The organism is Chryseotalea sp., from assembly GCF_057350905.1.
In genome coordinates, this window is record NZ_JBMRCF010000019.1 from 93693 (window position 1) to 111698 (window position 18006).

Consider the following 18006-nt stretch of genomic DNA (forward strand, 5'->3'; position numbering starts at 1 on the left):
TGTACGTAATCATGTTACAATAATTTAATTTACTCAGTGGCGTTCACTTTTTTATTACTTAAAAAAATCATCCCTATTACAAGCGTAATGGCGGCAATACCAATCGGATACCACAAGCCTGCAAAAGGATCACCCGCTGGATTTGCATCAGTCTTACTCGCAATAAATAAACTGGTGGCGATAAAAGGAGTCAACCCACCAAATACACCATTGCCAATATGATAAGGCAGAGACATGGATGTGTAGCGAATACGGGTAGGAAAAAGTTCGACAAGGAATGCAGCAATCGGGCCGTACACCATGGTAACAAAAACAACTTGTACCCATACTAAAAATACCATTAACCAAAATTGATCATCCGACAACTGCCATGCTGATTTTGGTAACGCATCAGTACTTTCATTTATTTTTACTTCAAGTGTGCTGCCATCCGTATACTGCTGAATGGATGTAGTGACTTCTACCTGAATATCATCAAGTATTTCTGTTTTTTTTTTAATAGTTTTACTATCTGCAATTTCGGTTTTCAGTGAAACATCCGTGATCGCATACATTTGTTTGTAAATCGGTCTGTAAAAAATGATGGCCAGCAACATACCCAGCATCATAATCATCTTCCTGCCAATTTTATCAGAGAGCCATCCGAAATAAATAAACAAGGGTGTGCCGAGTAGTAGAGCAATAGCAATAATGTTGCGCGTTTGTACAAAGTCTACTTTACACGTAGTTTCAATAAAGGTCATGGCATAAAACTGCCCTGTATACCAAACCACCCCCTGGCCTGCAGTGGCTCCAAATAAAGCGATCAATACTAATTTCAGATTTTCCTTATTGGCGAAACTTTCTTTCAACGGATTCTTAGAAATCTTTCCCTCCGTTTTAATTTTTGTAAAGAGTGGGGACTCATCCATGCGCATGCGTATAAAAATGGAAACCACGACCAGCAAAGCAGATAATAGAAAAGGAATACGCCAGCCCCAGTCAGCAAAAGCCTCAATCCCCACATACTGACGTGTAGCCAGAATAACGCCAATCGAAACAAATAGCCCCAACGTTGCTGTTGTTTGAATAAAGCTCGTATAGAAGCCACGCTGTCCCAAAGGTGCGTGTTCTGCAACATAGGTTGCAGCACCACCGTATTCTCCACCCAGGGCAAGTCCCTGGATTAGCCGAAGAATTAAAACAAGTAAGGGTGCAAAAAGCCCGATAGAACTATAGGAAGGTACAAGACCAATGGCAAAGGTAGAACCACCCATTAGCACCAACGTCATCAGAAAAGTATACTTACGTCCAATTAAATCACCGAGCCTGCCAAACACCAAGGCACCGAAAGGGCGCACCACAAAACCTGCGGCAAAGAAAGCAAGCGTTGAGAGGATAGCCGTAGTAGGATTTGATTTAGGGAAAAACTGTTCCGATAATATGGTAGCCAGACTTCCGAAAATATAAAAGTCATACCATTCAATGAGGGTACCTACAGAGGAAGCAGTAATTACAAACCAAAGTCCTTTCTTAGATGCTGGGGCAGAAGATGTTGACATACGATAAAGTTGAAAGGAAATATAAAGAGAATAATTTACTATTCGCTGTCTTGGGATTACGTGCAAATGAGATTAATTGGAAAAATAGATTCTTGCATATTGGGCTTCCTGTTCTAGTTTTTGGTCGGATAACAACTTAATGTCAATAGCGGATTTACTTAATTCGAATGAGAAGAAAGTAAGTGCTAAAGTTGCCAAATAAATTTCAAACGAAATTTGAAATGGCGAAAAGTGATAAAACATTCTTTAGGACAGTTTGAAGTTATAGAAGCCATTAAACATTCACCTGGTTTTTTATCAGCCATATTCTGATAAATCATGTTAGACAGTAAACTATTAATTTTTGTACTTCTTCTAATGATATTTGAGTCATCAATTGCTCAAGTGACTGATGATTCAACAAAAAGAATGCCCTTAGTAAATCGAGTAAGTGTTGGTGCCGAATTCTTTACAGACAACACAAAAGTGATGGAGGCACTCAACAATCAATTTCAAATGGATAATGTTAACGACCTGTTTGTGTCGTTAACTTATTCTTTTGGTATTACCATACCTAATGAAGATCATACCTATGTAGGAATGCATCTTCTTCATTTAAGGTCTCAAACAGCAACAAAAAATATCAATCAAATTGAGCGAACGTTTTATATGTCTGGATATGGCTATGGTTTATACGTTGAAAATGAGATCATCAGGGATAAATTATTTAATCTGGTTTTTGGTGCCAGTTTTACCAGGAATTACTTATTCATGAATTTAACTGACAGAAATTTTGCATCCAGTCCATCAGTTGGTTTCTTAAACTCAAAAAATCTTGGCCTTGAACTTAGAAGCAATTCTGTACGGCCATACAGCATCTTGGGCTATTCTTTCCGAAAAAATGGTAGTTCCTGGTTACAAGTCGGTCTAGTAATAAGTGGTCAAATTATTCTACCCAAAGCAATATGGAAGCTATCAAGAGATGCTGTGTATGATGAGTGGGTTTATCGAGATAGTAACGTTAGGGTTGACTTTCTAGTCTTCGGTAGAAGTACAATTGCAGGCTCACTATTTCTTACAGTAAGACTTAACTAAAATTTTAGTGTTGTAATTAATTTGAAAGATACTCAAGCAGTTGATCTACACCTTCACAACTCACCGCGTTTGAAATTTGAAATCTTGATTTTCAATGCTGATTTTCCGAATTTGAATACATGCCCACCACCTTCAGCAGTTCATGTATACTCTCGCAATTAACACCATTTGAAATTTCAAATCTTGAATTTCGAATTTCGATTTTCAATCCCCCATGATCCGCCACCTCGTACCCACAACGCTCCAAAGCATTCTTCGTCCACAGATATTCATGGCCTTCTCCCACGAGATTTATTGTAACACCACGGTAGCTTTCATGAAACACCTTACCGGTCTTTAAATCAAAGCCTTTAAACTGAAATATGCGGTCAAGCGAACCGTCTAGTACTAAATCTTCTGGTATGCCCGTTAGCAGTTTTTGATTATCAGCCAACCATAAAAGATCTGCTGTTTGCAAAGCCAGATCCAGTTCATGTGTAGAAACCAATATGGCTTTGTTACTTTGTCGCGCCAGCTTGCGCAACATGTTCATTACTTCAACCCGGTTATTTAAATCGAGGTGGGCAGTGGGTTCGTCTAATAAGATGATCGGTGTGTCTTGTACAATGGCGCGTGCAATCATTACCATTTGCAACTGACCGTCACTCAATGTATTGATGTCCTTATCCGCAATGTCTTCCAGATGCAATAACTTCAAAGCATTGTCAATAGCAACTTCATCTGCTTCTTTTAACTGAGCGTTCCAATTTAAATAAGGGTAGCGTCCGTAACTCACTAGTTCGCGCACACGCATGTGCATGGCGTGCACACGATCGGTCAGCACAATCGCGATCTTTTTTGAATCTATGTTTGTTTTGGAGGAGGACAGGGGAGGTGTTAAACCAGCCATTGTCTTCAGCAAAGTAGATTTGCCGATCCCATTAGGCCCCATAAAGCAGACCAATTCACCAGGCTTTAAAGTAAGGTCTATCGCATCGAATAGAATTTTAGATGTCTTACCTTGTTGGTAGCCTACACTTAACTTACTAAAGGAGAGCGCTGACTCAAACATAAACTTTCCTTCCTCTTAAAATGATCCAAATCACCACAGGGGCGCCAATCAAAGCCGTTATCACATTAATGGGTAGAACAAAACGGGCACCGGGCAACTGTGCTATGCTATCGCAAAGCAAGAGCAGCGAGGCTCCGCCTAACACAACAGCAGGCACCAGTGTTCTGTGATCGGAAGTTTTGATCCACAACTTAATGAGATGAGGAACAGCCAAACCAACAAAAGCGATTGGTCCGCAAAAAGCAGTAACAGCACCCGCTAATAAGCTGGCTGTGATAATCATCAACAACCTGGCGCTTGCAGGTTTGATGCCGAGGCTCAACGCATAATCATCACCTAGCTGCCAGGCATTCAAAGCTTTTATATTTATTACAGACAAAATTAATCCAATCACTAAAGCTAAAGTTAAGATGCCAAGCTCCGTAACATCCAGGCCTCCAAGACTACCAAAAGTCCATATCAGAAAATATTGCTGGTCCTCTGCACGACTGGTAAATTGAAGCACACTTACTAAAGAAGCAGTGGCAGCGCCAATCATCAGACCTACTATTAATAAAGAAGTATTGTCTTTTACTTTAGAGGCTATTGCCAACACAATGAGTAGCACTACGCCTGAACCCAGGCAGGCAGCCACAGCAATACTCCACGAAGAGGGCAGGAGCGACAAACCTTTAGCGCCAGCCATAAATACAAATGAAACCGCTAAACTGGCACCGGCACTTAAACCCAGCACATCCGGTCCAGCCAATGGGTTGCGAAACAAGGTTTGCATTTGTAAACCACCTAAACCAAGTGCTGCACCGGCCAATAAAGCAGTCAATGCTTTGGTAAGTCTAAAGTCAAGAACAATATTTCTCCAGATTGGATGCTCAGTTTCAAGCCCAAACAGTGCTCGCAAAATTTCCTTTGGAGGAATATTAACACTCCCAATAGAGAGGTTTAAGACAAATAATGCCACTACTAAAAACAGCAGAAAAGTCCATTTATACTGTAAAAAAGCCTGTTTTCTCATCTAATAAGTGCTGGCAGCAATGTTAGTGCTTTTCCATCAGTCAGCACCCTTAAAAGTGCAAAAAGCGCGTGATTTCAGAAATTTTTGAGTGCGCTATTGGTTACAAGAGATTAGTTCCTATCTTTGCAGTCCTTTTTCCGCCCAGTGTGCCAAAAACGCACAGAAAGGGCATAAAAAGGGGAAGGTTGCGAACGTATCGTAGCCAGTAACTAACAAAAACAAGGAAAATATCATGCCTGGTATTATTGGAAGAAAAGTAGGTATGACCAGCATTTTCGGTGCGGAGGGTGAGAATATTGCCTGTACTGTTATCGAAGCCGGCCCTTGTATTGTCACTCAAGTGAAAAACGTTGAGACTGACGGATACAGAGCTGTGCAGCTTGCCTTTGGTGAAAAGAAAGAAAAAAACACCAGCAAGCCTCTGCTAGGACATTTCAAAAAAGCTAACACTACCCCTAAGAGGGATGTAGTGGAGTTTCGTGATTTCCGAAAAGAGTTTGACGGAATGGTCGAACTCGGTAAGGAAATTCGTGTACAAGATGTATTCGTTGAAGGCGACTTTTTGGACGCTGTAGGTACATCAAAAGGTAAAGGTTTCCAGGGTGTTGTAAAGCGCCATAATTTTGCCGGTGTGGGTGGTCAAACTCACGGTCAGCACAATCGCTTACGTGCACCTGGATCTATGGGTAACGCTTCATTTGCTTCACGTGTACCAAAAGGTAAGCGTTTAGCAGGTCGCATGGGTACTGACCGCGTTAAGGTTACAAACCTTAAAGTAGTAAAGATCATGCCTGAGCAAAACCTGATCGTTGTAAGTGGTTCCGTTCCCGGACATATTAATGCAACCGTAATTCTTCAGAAGTAATGGACATTTCAGTTGTAAAACATAGTGGAGAAAACACCGGTCGTAAAGTAGCTTTATCGACTGAAGTGTTTGGAATTGAGCCAAACGATCACGCAATTTACTTAGACGTAAAAAGCATCCTCGCTAATCAGCGTCAGGGTACTCACAAGGCTAAGCAGCGTAACGAAATCTCAGGTTCTTCTAAGAAATTAAAGAAACAAAAAGGTACAGGTGGAGCCCGTGCGGGTAACATCAAAAACCCTCAGTTCAAAGGTGGTGGACGTGTATTCGGCCCTCAACCCCGCGACTATTCTTTCAAGCTTAATAAGAAAGTTAAAGACCTCGCTCGTAAATCAGCGCTGTCTTATAAAGCAAAAGATAACGCTATTGCTATCATTGAAGACTTCAATTTTGCTGAAGCTAAAACCAAGCAATACGTAAAAATGCTTAGCGCACTTTCACTAGGAGATAAGAAGACGCTAGTCGTACTTCCTGAAGTAGTGAAAAACGTAGTGTTGGCAGGACGCAACATCCAGAAGACAAAAGTTACAACAGCTGATCAGATCAACACTTTTGATGTGATGAATGCCGATAACGTAATCTTCGTGGAAAGCTCCATCAACAAAGTTGTAACCTTATTAAATAAAGAATCATGAGCGTATTAAAGAAGCCATTGGTAACAGAGAAGGTTTCTGCCATGAATGAAAAAGGCAAGTACGGCTTTATTGTCGATACAAATGCCAATAAGGTAGAGATCAAGAAGGCTGTGGAAAAGCAGTACGGAGTAAACGTGAAAAGCGTTAACACCATGAAGGTAATGGGCAAATTCAAAGTTCGTTACACAAAAGCGGGTGTACTTGCCGGACGCAAGCCTAACTATAAGAAAGCCATCGTAACGTTGGCTGCAGGTGAAGTAATAGACTTTTACAGCAACGTATAATATATAGACTATGGCGTTGAAGAAATTAAGACCAGTTACACCGGGAACCCGTCACAGACTAGCTCCTTCTTTTGATGACATCACTGCATCAAAGCCTGAGAAGTCATTGTTGACCAGCCGCAAAAGAACTGGTGGAAGAAATAGCAAAGGTCAGATGACCATGCGCTATATCGGTGGTGGACACAAGCAGAAGCTTCGTATCATCGACACAAAGAGAAATAAGTTTGGCGTTCCTGCTACTGTAAAAGAGATCGAATACGATCCAGGACGTACAGCACGTATCGCCCTTTTGCATTATGCAGATGGTGAAAAAGCTTATGTTTTATCTCCTACAGGTTTAAAGGTTGGTCAGGTTGTAATGAACGGACCAGACGTAGCACCTGAAGTAGGTAATGCACTGCCACTTTCTAAGATTCCATTGGGTACCATCATTTTCAACGTAGAGTTGAAGCCTGGTAAAGGTGGAGCTGTAGCAAGAAGCGCAGGTTCTTTCGTACAATTGTTAGCACGCGAAAATGGTTATGCAGCATTGAAGATGCCTTCAGGCGAAATGCGTAACGTATTAGAAACTTGCATGGCAACTGTGGGTTCAGCTTCAAATGCTGATCACATGAACGAAAGTGTAGGTAAAGCAGGTCGTAACCGTTGGAGAGGCGTTCGCCCTCGTACACGTGCGGTTGCAATGAACCCTGTTGATCACCCGATGGGTGGTGGTGAAGGTCGCGCCTCAGGTGGTCACCCTCGTTCTCGCAACGGGTTGTACACTAAAGGTAAGAAGACTCGTCACCCTAAGAAGTATTCTGATCGTCTAATCATATCTAGAAGGAAAAAATAATGGGACGCTCGATTAAAAAAGGACCGTATTGCGATTTCCGCCTTGCTAAGAAAGTAGAGGCTGCGGAAAAGTCCGGTAAAAAGTCAGTGATCAAAACATGGTCAAGAAGATCAACCATTCTTCCTGATTTGATTGGTCACACATTCGCAGTTCACAACGGAAATAAATTCATTCCGGTTTATGTAACTGAAAACATGGTGGGTCATAAGTTGGGCGAATTTGCTCCTACCCGCACTTTCAAAGGACATTCCGGTAACCGTAAAGATTAGTGAGTCATGGAAGCGACAGAAACTAAAAAGATAAAGAAATCGGTATTGAAGCGCGAAAAGCGTGATGCTAAGAAGGAAGCTGCTAAAACAGGTCCGGTGGTAGCAAAACTTAAAAATGTGCCTTCATCACCCCGCAAGATGAGACTGGTAACTGACCTTATTAAAGGACAGCGCGTAAGCCAGGCTTTGAATATCCTGAAGTATCAACCACAAATCGGTGCTGAGAAGTTGGAGAAACTCCTTCTTTCTGCCATCGCTAACTGGGGAAATACACACGAAATGAAAATCGAAGACGCAGATCTTTTTGTAAAAGAGATTTGGGTGGACGGTGGTCGTCAGCTAAAGCGTATGAGACCTGCTCCGCAAGGAAGAGGTTATAGAATCCGCAAACGCTCTAACCACGTAACATTAGTGTTAGGAAGCTTAGCATCTGAAAACAAGGTTCAATCTGCTGAAACGAAATAAGAATGGGACAGAAAATTAACCCGGTAGGTTTTAGATTAGGTGTCGTTCGCGGTTGGGATTCCAGCTGGTTCGGAGGCAATACCTTGTCAGAAAAACTAGTAGAAGATCAGAAAATCAGAAAATACGTAGACGCTCGTATCCCTAAAGGCGGTATCGCTAAAGTGGTAATTGAGCGCACACTGAAGCGCATCACCTTAACTATTCACACGGCTCGCCCAGGTGTAGTTATTGGTAAAGGCGGTCAGGAAGTAGACAAGATTAAAGAAGAATTGAAGAAGCTTACCGGCAAAGATGTTCAAATAAACATCTATGAAATTAAGCGCCCTGAATTGGATGCTAAATTGGTAGGCGAATCAATAGCTCAGCAAATCGAAGCGCGTATTTCTTACAAGCGTGCTATGAAGCAAGCAATTGCATCAGCCATGCGTGTTGGTTCTGAAGGTATCAAAGTGAAAGTGTCTGGTCGTTTGGCCGGTTCTGACATGGCGCGTACTGAACAATACAAAGAAGGTAGAATTCCATTGCACACCCTGCGTGCTGATATCGATTATGCAATTTCTGAAGCACAAACCGTGTACGGAAAGATTGGTATCAAAGTATGGGTATTCAAAGGAGAAGTATACGGTAAGCGTGATCTTTCCCCTAACGTAGGCGCAGCTGCGAATGCAGCAGCAGGCCAGGGTGGTGGAGAAAATCGCGGTGGCGACAGAGGCGGACGCGGTGGTGATCGTGGCGGCAGAGGCCGTGGCGATAATCGTGGTGGCCGTGGTGGCGACAACAGAGGTGGCGGTCGTGGCGGTGATAACCGTGGCGCAAGAGGCCCTAAAAATTAATTAGAACAGGTAAAGCTTAGGAATAATGTTACAGCCTAAAAGAACCAAGTTTAGAAAAATGCAGAAAGGACGCGTAAAGGGTATTGCCACTCGTGGGCACTCTATCGCTTTCGGTTCTTTCGCCCTTAAGTCGCTCGAAGGCGGCTGGATCACAGCTCGTCAGCTTGAAGCTGCTCGTATCGCGGTTACACGCGCTATGAAACGTGAAGGACAAGTTTGGATCCGTATATTCCCAGACAAACCAATTACCAGAAAGCCAGCCGAAGTTCGTATGGGTAAGGGTAAAGGTGCGCCTGAATATTGGGTAGCAGTAGTGAAACCAGGTACTATTCTGTTCGAAGCAGGTGGTGTGGATATTGCCACTGCAAAAGAAGCTATGCGTCTTGCTGAAGGTAAACTTCCAATCAAGACAGCCTTCTCAGTAAGAAGAGATTACGTAGAAGTACAAACCGCTAAGTAATGAAAAACGCAGATATCAAAGCATTGAGTGTTGTTGAACTAAACGAGAAAATCGCAAGCGAAAAAGAAACACTTCGCAAGTTGCAGTTTGCTCACCAGGTGTCAGCTATAGAAAACCCAATGAAGTTGCGCGAAACCCGCCAACTCATTGCGCGCCTCAATACAGAATTAACCGCTAAACAGCGCAACGCATAATTCCTATGGAAACAGTAGAAAGGAATTTCAGAAAAGAAAAAGTAGGTAAGGTTGTAAGCAATAAAATGCAAAAGACCATTACTGTTACTGTAGACAGAAAGGTGAAGCACCCTATCTACGGTAAGTTTGTAAACAGAACAACGAAGTTCAAAGCTCATGACGAGAAAAACGAGGCGGGTATCGGAGATACAGTGCGCATCATGGAAACTCGTCCTTTGAGCAAGGACAAGCGTTGGAGATTAATTGAAATCTTAGAAAAAGCCAAGTAATCATGATAACCACAGAATCCAGATTAACCGTTGCCGATAACAGTGGCGCAAAAGAGGTTTTATGTTTTCACGTTCTTGGCGGAACTAAAAGACGTTCAGCTTCTGTAGGCGATAAGATTGTAGTAACTGTTAAGTCAGCTACCGCAACCAGCCAAATTAAGAAAGGTACTGTTTCAAAAGCAGTTATCGTTCGCACAAAGAAGGAGATCAGACGTAAAGATGGTTCTTACATCCGTTTCGAAGACAACGCAGCCGTGTTGTTGAACAATCAGGACGAGCCACGCGGAACGCGTATTTTCGGTCCTGTTGCACGTGAACTTCGTGAGAAGCAGTTTATGAAAATTATTTCATTGGCCCCTGAAGTGTTATAAGTCATGGAAAGAAAATTTAACAAACAACCTAAGTTGAACATCCGCAAAGGCGACACTGTACAAGTGATTGCCGGAGACGACAAAGGTAAAAGTGGTAAGGTGTTGGAAATCCAGGCTGTGAAAAACAGAGCTGTGGTGGAAGGTATCGCTATCATCACTAAGCATACAAAACCTTCTGCAGGCAAGCCTGAAGGAGGTATTAAGAAAACTGAAGGTACAATCAATATCAGTAACCTGATGTTAGTAGACCCTGCCAGCGGTAAACCTACACGTGTAGGCCGTAAAAAAGATGCAGAGGGTAACTTGCAACGTTTCGCTAAGAAAACCGGAGAAATCATTAAGTAATGGCAACGCCTAGATTAAAACAGAAGTATCAGCAGGAAATCATGACTGCACTGAAAGAGAAATTTCAGTATAAGTCAATCATGGAGGTTCCTAAAGTAGAAAAGATTTGCATCAACAAAGGTATGGGAGTAGCTGTTTCCGACAAGAAGTTGATCGATGTGGCCTTGGAAGAGATCACAACGATTGCTGGTCAGAAAGCCGTGTCAACCAAATCCAAAAAAGCGATCTCTAACTTTAAGTTACGTGAAGATCAACCAATTGGTGTACGTGTAACCCTTCGCGGTGACCGTATGTACGAATTCATGGATCGTCTGATGAACATCTCTCTACCACGTGTACGCGATTTCAAAGGCGTTAGCGCTAAAGGATTTGATGGTCGTGGTAACTACACCCTGGGTGTAAAAGAACAAATTATCTTCCCTGAAATTTCTATCGATAAGGTAACGAAAATCAGTGGTATGGATATTACGTTCGTTACCAGTGCAAAATCTGATGAAGAAAGCTTTGAACTACTAAAAGCATTCGGGATGCCGTTTGCAACTAAATCTAACTAGTATGGCGAAAACATCTGTAATCGCAAGACAAACAAAAAGAGAGCATTTAGTAGCAGTGTATGCTGCTAAGCGCAAAGCTCTTAAAGAAGCAGGCGACTATCTGGCACTAGATAAGTTACCGCGCAATGCCAGCCCGGTTCGTTTAAAGAACCGTTGCAAACTTACAGGTCGTCCGAAAGGATACATGGGTAAGTTCGGTATTTGCCGTAACCAGTTCCGCCAGATGGCATCTGATGGAAAAATCCCTGGCGTAACCAAGGCTTCTTGGTAAGCTAAAATTCAAGATCTCAGATTCGAGATTCCTTATTTCGAATCTAAAATCTTGAATTTTGAATCAAAAACACATATTGCTGCTGAGTATCCAGGTCGATTAAATTCGAAACCAGATAACAGTTTGAATTTTAAAAAAAGTTCAATATCTTTGCAGCCCGGTTTTAAACGGGCTTGCTTTTTTAGCGAAAAATTGGAGAAAAATGACGGACCCAATAGCAGATTATTTAACCCGGTTGCGTAACGCGATCAAAGCCAACCACAAAGTGTTGGAAATACCCGCAAGCAACCTTAAGAAGGAGATCACCAAGGTGTTGTTCGACAAGGGTTACATCCTTAACTATAAGTTTGAGGACGGGAAGAATGTACAAGGCATCATTAAGATCGCTTTGAAATACAATCCTGAAACAAAAGAGAGTGCCATTTCGCATTTGGAGCGGGTTTCAACTCCAGGTTTGCGCCAATATGCAGACGTAGCTTCAATGCCACGCGTGCTTAATGGTTTAGGTGTCGCCATCGTATCTACCTCTCGCGGGGTAATGACCGATAAGGAGGCACGCAAACAGAAAGTTGGTGGTGAAGTTTTGTGTTACGTTTATTAATCGATTACGAGCATGTCACGAATAGGTTTAAAACCAGTTTCAGTTCCTGCAGGCGTAACGATTACGATCGGCAAGGACAAAGTTAGCGTGAAGGGCCCTAAGGGTGAACTTCATCAGGCTATCGACCCTGACTTTCAGGTGAAGAATGAAAATAGCGAAATAACTGTAGTGCGCCCTACAGACCAGAAGAGACATAAAGCATTACACGGTTTATACCGTGCGCTTATTGCTAACATGGTAGAGGGTGTATCTAAAGGTTATAAGCAACAATTAGAATTGGTTGGTGTGGGTTACAAAGCCACTGCCCAGGCAAACGTATTGGAGCTTAGCCTTGGTTATTCTCATAATATCTTCTTAGCGGTTCCTTCAGAAATTAAGGTACAGGCTATGCAAGAGAAAGGTCAGAACCCTACCATTATTTTGGAAGGTATTGACAAGCAATTGATCGGACAGATCTCTGCGAAATTAAAGTCGTTGCGTAAGACTGAGCCTTACAAAGGTAAAGGTGTTCGCTTCACAGGTGAGTATGTACGCAGAAAGGCTGGTAAGGCTGCTGCTAAATAATAAAGCATCATAGCTAGTAAAAACTAAAACTATGGCAGGCAAATTAGGAAGAAGAGACAGGATCAAAATGGGAGTTCGCAAGAAGATCTCCGGTACAACTGAGCGTCCAAGACTATCAGTGTTCAGAAGCAATACAGCGGTATCTGCCCAATTGATCGATGATATAAAAGGTGTAACCTTGGTAGCTGTAACTACACGTGAGTTAGGCGAGAAGGCAACCAACAGTATGGAAAACTGTAAAGGTGCTGGCAAGAAGATCGCTGAAAAAGCAATCGCTGCTGGTGTTACCGAGATCGTATTTGATCGTAACGGTTACCTGTACCACGGAAAAATCAAAGCATTTGCAGAAGGAGCCCGCGAGGGTGGTTTAAAATTCTAAACAACGAATATGTCGGCAAGCAACATAAGCGCAGTAAAGGCAAGTGAAATCGATCTTAAAGAAAAGGTCGTAGCCATTCAGCGCGTAGCGAAAGTAGTAAAAGGTGGACGCAGATTCAGCTTCGCGGCTATCGTAGTAGTAGGTGATGGAAATGGTGTAGTAGGCTACGGTTTAGGAAAAGCAAATGAAGTTACAGATGCGATCTCTAAAGGTATCGATGATGCCAAGAAGCACCTGGTGAAGGTTCCTGTTATCAAAGGAACTGTTCCGCACGAGTCATTAGGCAAGTTCGGTGGTGGTTTTGTATTGTTGAAGCCAGCTTCTCCTGGTACAGGTGTTATTGCCGGTGGTGCGATGCGCGCTGTATTGGAAAGTGCCGGTGTACACAATGTATTGGCAAAGTCTAAAGGTTCTTCAAACCCACATAACGTGGTGAAGGCTACCTTCAAAGCTTTAACCAGCATGCGTGATCCATTCTCCATTGCGAGAAACAGAGGCGTTTCTTTATCAAAAGTTTTCAACGGCTAATCGAACACGGTTATGGCGAAAGTACAGATACAACAAACCCGCAGCATCATTAAGCGCCCTTACACGCAGCAGCTTACAATGCAAGCCTTAGGCTTGGGTAAAATGAACAAGACGGTAATTCACGAGAACACTCCGCAAATTGCCGGTATGATCAGAAAAGTAAATCATTTGATCACCGTTAAAGAAGTTAAGTAATGAAATTACATACACTAAAACCTGCCGAAGGATCAACCAAGACTAACAAGAGACTAGGCCGTGGCCAAGGCTCTGGCGGTAGCACTGCAGGTCGTGGTCATAAAGGTGCCAAATCTCGTTCAGGTTACTCACGTAAGCCTGGCTTTGAAGGTGGTCAGATGCCTTTGGTAAGACGCGTTCCTAAATTCGGTTTTACACCACTTAATAAAATTACTTTCAAAGCAGTGAACCTTGATGTATTAGAGGATCTGGCAGCGAAAGTGAAAACTGATTTGACTTTAGAAGTAATGATTAACAACGGTGTTGTTAACAAGAGAGATAAAGTTAAGGTGTTGGGTCGTGGCGAATTAAAATCTAAAGTGAATGTTCAAGCTCATGCTTTTTCAGATGGTGCTATTAAAGCAATCGAAAAAGTAGGTGGAACTGTTACAACTGTTAAGTAATGAAGCGCTTTTTTCAGACTATAAAGAACATTTTCTCCATTGAGGACCTGCGCGTGCGCATCCTTAACACAATGGGCTTTCTGATTATCTTCAGATTAGGATCTTTTATTGTGTTACCGGGCATTGACCCAGCAGCATTAACAGGTGCTCCTCAGGAAGGTATTTTAGCCCTGCTGAACACTTTCTTAGGTGGTTCTTTTAGTCGTGCATCAATTTTTGCATTGGGTATCATGCCTTACATTTCGGCATCTATCATTGTGCAGTTGTTGACTGTAGCGGTTCCTTACTTCCAAAAAATGCAGAAGGAAGGTGATTCAGGTCGTAAGCGTTTGAATCAAATCACACGTGTATTGACTATTTTCATCACAGGTTTCCAGTCTTATGGTTACATCAGAGGTACTATACCTGCTGAGGCTATCATTGATCCTGGTTTCTTCTTTTACTTCTCAGCGATAGCAATCCTGATTGGAGGAACAATGTTCTGCATGTGGTTAGGTGAAAGAATTACTGATAAAGGTATTGGTAACGGTATCTCTATGCTGATCATGATTGGTATAGTATCTCGTTTCCCTGGTTCTATCATTGATGAGGCGGTAAACAACCGTGGCTTGAGTGGTGGTATCATTTTCGTAATAGAATTACTAGCACTGTTTGCTGTAGTGATGGGTGTTATCCTGATTACACAGGCAACACGTAGAATCCCTATTCAATATGCCAAGCAGGTGGTAGGTAATAAATTATATGGCGGTAAGCGCGATTTCATTCCATTGAAATTGAATTCTGCAGGTGTAATGCCAATCATTTTCGCACAAGCATTAATGTTTATCCCAGCGCTAGTTGGTGGAATCTGGAGAGACAGCGAAGCAGGTGCTTACATTGGCTCCACCTTCTCTGACTTTACTTCATGGCAATACAACGTAGTGTTTGGTTCGTTAATCCTGTTGTTCACATTCTTTTACACAGCGATTACCATCAACTCTAACGACATCGCAGATAACTTAAAAAGAAATGGTGGTTTTGTACCAGGTGTTAAGCCAGGTAAACAAACCTCTGAATTTATAGATACTGTTTTATCACGCATCACATTACCAGGTGCAATATTCCTGGTGATTATAGCGGTTATGCCTGCATTTGCAGTAATAGCCGGTGTTGGACAAAATTTTGCCCAGTTCTTCGGAGGAACTTCGTTGCTGATTCTTGTAGGCGTAGTGCTTGACACGCTTCAGCAAATAGAAAGTTACTTGCTCATGCGTCATTATGAAGGCATGATGAAGTCTGGCAGAGTAAAAGGACGTTCTCAATTTGCTGCAGCTTAAGTGCTGAATGGTTCACTTAAAGACTGAAGAAGAGGTCGCGATCATCCGCGAAAGCGCCCAGATACTTGGGAAAGCGCACGGAGAAGTTGCTAAGCGAGTAAAAGCTGGTGTTAAAACCAGTGAGCTCGACAGAATTGCTGAAGAGTATATTCGTGACAATGGTGGTATTCCATCATTTAAGAATTACAACGGCAGTTTTCCGGCCTCTCTTTGTATCTCTGTAAACGAAGTTGTAGTACACGGTTTTCCGGGTAGCTACGAACTGAAAGACGGAGATGTAATATCAGTTGATTGTGGAGTTTATTTTAAAGGCTTCCACAGTGACTCCGCATACACTTATCCGCTGGAAGGTGCTTCTCAAGAGAAGTTACTTCTGTTGGAAAGAACACTTGAATCACTCTGGCTGGCTATTGCGCAAGCAAAGGCCGGAAACAGAATGGGAGATGTGGGGTATGCAATCCAGAGTTATGTAGAAAGCTTTGGATACGGAGTAGTAAGAGAACTGGTTGGTCATGGCGTTGGAAAACAACTGCATGAAGATCCTGAAGTACCGAACTACGGAAAACGTGGTAAGGGAGTGAAGTTGGTGCCAGGAATGGTCTTCGCAATTGAGCCAATGATTAACATGGGTACCCGTAATGTGGTACAGGAGAAAGATGGTTGGACAATTCGTACATCGGATAGAAAGCCCTCTGCGCACTTTGAGCACATGGTAGCGATTTGGGAAGGAAAAACGGATGTATTGACAACACACCAGTATATAGAAGAAAATTATAGCTATAAGTGGCGAAGCAAAAGTCAATAGAACAAGACGGTACCATTACAGAAGCGTTATCAAACGCTATGTTCAGGGTACAATTGGAAAACGGGCACGAAGTATTAGCCCACATTTCCGGAAAGATGCGCATGAATTACATACGTATTTTACCGGGTGATAAGGTAAGACTGGAAATGTCTCCTTACGACTTAACAAAAGGAAGAATTGTATTTAGATACAAGTAACTGTTATAGAGATGAAAGTAAAAGCATCCATTAAAAAGCGCAGCGCTGATTGCAAGATTATCAGACGCAAGGGTAAGTTGTATGTAATCAACAAGAAGAATCCTCGTTTCAAGCAGAGACAAGGTTAAACTGTGAACTAACAACGAAGAACGAACAACGAATTAATATAAAGACATGGCAAGGATACAAGGTGTCGATATTCCGGATAACAAGCGTGGCGAGATAGCCCTTACCTATATTTACGGTATAGGCAGAAGAAGAGCGCAAAGCATCCTAACACAAGCAGGTATTACCTACGACAAGAAGGCGAAGGATTGGAATGATGATGAAGCGAACGCAATTCGTGGTATTATCTCTGAGCAGTTCAAAGTAGAAGGTATGCTTCGTTCAGAAGTTCAGATGAGCATTAAGCGTTTGATGGACATCGGTTGCTACCGTGGTCTGCGTCATCGCAAGGGCTTACCTGTGCGTGGACAAACTACCAAGAACAACGCACGTACTCGTAAGGGTAAGCGTAAGACGGTAGCGAATAAGAAGAAAGCAACGAAAGGTTAATTGATATAAACACTTTTCAATAATGGCGACTGCTGATAAGAAAAAAGATAAATCGAAAAAGCGTGTAGTTAATGTAGAGGCTGTTGGTCAGGCTCACATCCGCGCTACGTTCAACAACATTATTGTAGCAATGACCAATTCTACAGGTCAGGTGATCACTTGGTCATCTGCCGGTAAGATGGGTTTCAAAGGCTCAAAGAAAAACACTCCTTATGCTGCTCAGATGGCAGCGCAGGATTGTGCAACGAAGGCTTTTGAATTAGGCTTGCGCAAGGTTGAAGTGTTTGTGAAAGGTCCTGGTGCAGGTCGCGAATCTGCGATCCGTACTATCCAAATCGCTGGTATTGAAATCACCACGATTAAGGACATGACACCACTACCGCACAACGGTTGCCGTCCTCCTAAGGCGCGTAGAGTGTAATCTACTCGTGAGTAGAGGAATTTTGAACTTGAAATATTGAATCTGAAATAATAAAAACATGGCAAGATATACCGGGCCAAAAGTACGAATATCAAGACGCTTCAATGAGCCTGTAATGGGCGAGAACAAAGCGTTGCAGAAGAAGAACTATGCTCCAGGCATGCATGGCAAAACCAAGAAGCGTAAAGTTTCTGAATACGCTACGCAGTTAGCTGAAAAGCAAAAAGCAAAATATATCTACGGTTTGTTAGAGCGTCAGTTTGCAAAGATGTTCGACAAAGCCTCTCGTAAGAAGGGTGTTACCGGTGAAGTATTGCTTCAGTTATTGGAAGCAAGACTTGATAACACTGTGTACCGTTTGGGTATTGCACCTACACGCAGAGCTGCACGTCAATTGGTTATTCACAAGCACATAACTGTAAACGGAGAGATCGTAAACATCCCTTCTTTCAGCCTAAAGTCTGGTGATGAGATCGGAGTACGCGAGCGCTCTAAGTCTTTAGAAACTATTTCGAACAGCTTGTCTGTTCAATCAGCTAAGAAGTACGCTTGGTTAGAGTGGAACAATTCTGAAATGATCGGAAAACTGTTGCACATTCCTTTGCGCTCTGATATACCTGAAAATATCAACGAGCAGTTGATCGTTGAATTGTACTCTAAGTAATTCTTAACGA

31 protein-coding genes are annotated in these 18006 nt (G+C 42.5%); 28 read left to right on the top strand and 3 right to left on the bottom strand.

The genetic code is table 11. The features are described from left to right. Positions 1-29 precede the first annotated feature (29 nt). Complete coding sequence (locus ACO1XM_RS18700; protein WP_486231841.1) at positions 30-1541, bottom strand: MFS transporter; 1512 nt, start codon at positions 1539-1541, stop codon at positions 30-32. A gap of 318 nt (positions 1542-1859) precedes the next feature. Here ACO1XM_RS18700 and ACO1XM_RS18705 point away from each other — a divergent pair, with 318 nt between their 5' ends. Further along, positions 1860-2615: a hypothetical protein gene (locus ACO1XM_RS18705; RefSeq protein ID WP_486231843.1), complete on the top strand. Its 756-nt coding sequence runs from the start codon at positions 1860-1862 to the stop codon at positions 2613-2615. A gap of 91 nt (positions 2616-2706) precedes the next feature. Here ACO1XM_RS18705 and ACO1XM_RS18710 read toward each other — a convergent pair whose 3' ends face one another. Further along, complete coding sequence (locus ACO1XM_RS18710; RefSeq protein WP_486231845.1) at positions 2707-3666, bottom strand: ABC transporter ATP-binding protein; 960 nt, start codon at positions 3664-3666, stop codon at positions 2707-2709. Continuing rightward, positions 3659-4678, bottom strand: coding sequence for an iron chelate uptake ABC transporter family permease subunit (locus ACO1XM_RS18715; RefSeq protein ID WP_486231847.1), 1020 nt, complete (start codon positions 4676-4678; stop codon positions 3659-3661). Before ACO1XM_RS18715 ends, ACO1XM_RS18710 begins: the two co-directional genes overlap by 8 nt. A 232-nt stretch (positions 4679-4910) precedes the next feature. Here ACO1XM_RS18715 and rplC point away from each other — a divergent pair, with 232 nt between their 5' ends. From rplC to rpsD, 27 genes are all read left to right on the top strand, one after another. Further along, entirely contained in the window at positions 4911-5543 is a 633-nt protein-coding gene (gene rplC, locus ACO1XM_RS18720) for a 50S ribosomal protein L3 (RefSeq protein WP_486231849.1), read from the top strand. Beyond that, positions 5543-6178, top strand: coding sequence for a 50S ribosomal protein L4 (gene rplD / locus ACO1XM_RS18725; protein ID WP_486231851.1), 636 nt, complete (start codon positions 5543-5545; stop codon positions 6176-6178). Before rplC ends, rplD begins: the two co-directional genes overlap by 1 nt. Next, positions 6175-6462, top strand: coding sequence for a 50S ribosomal protein L23 (rplW, locus tag ACO1XM_RS18730; RefSeq protein WP_127124220.1), 288 nt, complete (start codon positions 6175-6177; stop codon positions 6460-6462). The genes rplD and rplW overlap by 4 nt, the downstream gene beginning before the upstream one ends. Before the next feature lie 10 nt (positions 6463-6472). Beyond that, positions 6473-7297 carry a 50S ribosomal protein L2 gene (rplB, locus tag ACO1XM_RS18735; RefSeq protein WP_486231854.1) on the top strand — a complete coding sequence of 275 codons (825 nt, stop codon included), beginning with the start codon at positions 6473-6475 and terminating at the stop codon, positions 7295-7297. Then, on the top strand, positions 7297-7566 hold the full coding sequence (gene rpsS / locus ACO1XM_RS18740; protein WP_127124218.1) for a 30S ribosomal protein S19: 270 nt from the start codon (positions 7297-7299) through the stop codon (positions 7564-7566). The genes rplB and rpsS overlap by 1 nt, the downstream gene beginning before the upstream one ends. A 6-nt stretch (positions 7567-7572) precedes the next feature. After that, positions 7573-8031 (top strand): 50S ribosomal protein L22, encoded by a 459-nt coding sequence (gene rplV / locus ACO1XM_RS18745; protein ID WP_486231856.1) that lies wholly within the window; start codon positions 7573-7575, stop codon positions 8029-8031. Between the two features lie 2 nt (positions 8032-8033). Continuing rightward, positions 8034-8864, top strand: a complete 831-nt coding sequence (gene rpsC / locus ACO1XM_RS18750; protein ID WP_486231858.1) for a 30S ribosomal protein S3 — start codon at positions 8034-8036, stop codon at positions 8862-8864. Between the two features lie 25 nt (positions 8865-8889). Continuing rightward, on the top strand, positions 8890-9324 hold the full coding sequence (gene rplP / locus ACO1XM_RS18755; RefSeq protein WP_486231860.1) for a 50S ribosomal protein L16: 435 nt from the start codon (positions 8890-8892) through the stop codon (positions 9322-9324). Beyond that, complete coding sequence (gene rpmC / locus ACO1XM_RS18760; protein WP_486231862.1) at positions 9324-9518, top strand: 50S ribosomal protein L29; 195 nt, start codon at positions 9324-9326, stop codon at positions 9516-9518. Before rplP ends, rpmC begins: the two co-directional genes overlap by 1 nt. 5 nt (positions 9519-9523) lie before the next feature. Continuing rightward, complete coding sequence (gene rpsQ / locus ACO1XM_RS18765) at positions 9524-9787, top strand: 30S ribosomal protein S17 (RefSeq protein ID WP_486231864.1); 264 nt, start codon at positions 9524-9526, stop codon at positions 9785-9787. A gap of 2 nt (positions 9788-9789) precedes the next feature. After that, positions 9790-10158, top strand: a complete 369-nt coding sequence (rplN, locus tag ACO1XM_RS18770; protein ID WP_486231866.1) for a 50S ribosomal protein L14 — start codon at positions 9790-9792, stop codon at positions 10156-10158. A 3-nt stretch (positions 10159-10161) separates the two neighbouring features. Beyond that, the gene (rplX, locus tag ACO1XM_RS18775; protein ID WP_486231868.1) at positions 10162-10503 is read left to right on the top strand and encodes a 50S ribosomal protein L24; all 342 of its coding nucleotides are present in this window, start codon (positions 10162-10164) and stop codon (positions 10501-10503) included. After that, complete coding sequence (gene rplE, locus ACO1XM_RS18780; protein WP_486231870.1) at positions 10503-11057, top strand: 50S ribosomal protein L5; 555 nt, start codon at positions 10503-10505, stop codon at positions 11055-11057. Before rplX ends, rplE begins: the two co-directional genes overlap by 1 nt. A 1-nt stretch (position 11058) precedes the next feature. Then, complete coding sequence (rpsN, locus tag ACO1XM_RS18785) at positions 11059-11328, top strand: 30S ribosomal protein S14 (protein ID WP_127124209.1); 270 nt, start codon at positions 11059-11061, stop codon at positions 11326-11328. Between the two features lie 202 nt (positions 11329-11530). Continuing rightward, on the top strand, positions 11531-11929 hold the full coding sequence (gene rpsH, locus ACO1XM_RS18790) for a 30S ribosomal protein S8 (RefSeq protein ID WP_127124208.1): 399 nt from the start codon (positions 11531-11533) through the stop codon (positions 11927-11929). A gap of 12 nt (positions 11930-11941) precedes the next feature. Beyond that, positions 11942-12493, top strand: coding sequence for a 50S ribosomal protein L6 (rplF, locus tag ACO1XM_RS18795; RefSeq protein WP_486231873.1), 552 nt, complete (start codon positions 11942-11944; stop codon positions 12491-12493). A 31-nt stretch (positions 12494-12524) separates the two neighbouring features. Beyond that, complete coding sequence (gene rplR, locus ACO1XM_RS18800) at positions 12525-12872, top strand: 50S ribosomal protein L18 (protein WP_486231875.1); 348 nt, start codon at positions 12525-12527, stop codon at positions 12870-12872. 9 nt (positions 12873-12881) lie between these two features. Next, complete coding sequence (gene rpsE / locus ACO1XM_RS18805; protein ID WP_486231877.1) at positions 12882-13400, top strand: 30S ribosomal protein S5; 519 nt, start codon at positions 12882-12884, stop codon at positions 13398-13400. Between the two features lie 12 nt (positions 13401-13412). After that, entirely contained in the window at positions 13413-13595 is a 183-nt protein-coding gene (rpmD, locus tag ACO1XM_RS18810) for a 50S ribosomal protein L30 (protein ID WP_127124204.1), read from the top strand. Then, positions 13595-14038, top strand: coding sequence for a 50S ribosomal protein L15 (gene rplO, locus ACO1XM_RS18815; protein WP_486231879.1), 444 nt, complete (start codon positions 13595-13597; stop codon positions 14036-14038). The genes rpmD and rplO overlap by 1 nt, the downstream gene beginning before the upstream one ends. Then, positions 14038-15354: a preprotein translocase subunit SecY gene (gene secY / locus ACO1XM_RS18820; protein WP_486231881.1), complete on the top strand. Its 1317-nt coding sequence runs from the start codon at positions 14038-14040 to the stop codon at positions 15352-15354. The genes rplO and secY overlap by 1 nt, the downstream gene beginning before the upstream one ends. 7 nt (positions 15355-15361) lie before the next feature. After that, positions 15362-16159, top strand: coding sequence for a type I methionyl aminopeptidase (gene map, locus ACO1XM_RS18825; protein WP_486231883.1), 798 nt, complete (start codon positions 15362-15364; stop codon positions 16157-16159). Beyond that, positions 16138-16356: a translation initiation factor IF-1 gene (gene infA, locus ACO1XM_RS18830; protein WP_127124200.1), complete on the top strand. Its 219-nt coding sequence runs from the start codon at positions 16138-16140 to the stop codon at positions 16354-16356. Before map ends, infA begins: the two co-directional genes overlap by 22 nt. Before the next feature lie 11 nt (positions 16357-16367). Further along, positions 16368-16484 (top strand): type B 50S ribosomal protein L36, encoded by a 117-nt coding sequence (gene ykgO, locus ACO1XM_RS18835; RefSeq protein WP_073141609.1) that lies wholly within the window; start codon positions 16368-16370, stop codon positions 16482-16484. 46 nt (positions 16485-16530) lie between these two features. Further along, complete coding sequence (gene rpsM / locus ACO1XM_RS18840) at positions 16531-16911, top strand: 30S ribosomal protein S13 (protein ID WP_127124199.1); 381 nt, start codon at positions 16531-16533, stop codon at positions 16909-16911. Positions 16912-16933: 22 nt separating this feature from the next. Further along, positions 16934-17332, top strand: coding sequence for a 30S ribosomal protein S11 (rpsK, locus tag ACO1XM_RS18845; protein WP_127124198.1), 399 nt, complete (start codon positions 16934-16936; stop codon positions 17330-17332). A gap of 58 nt (positions 17333-17390) precedes the next feature. Then, complete coding sequence (rpsD, locus tag ACO1XM_RS18850) at positions 17391-17996, top strand: 30S ribosomal protein S4 (RefSeq protein ID WP_486231886.1); 606 nt, start codon at positions 17391-17393, stop codon at positions 17994-17996. Positions 17997-18006: the final 10 nt, after the last annotated feature.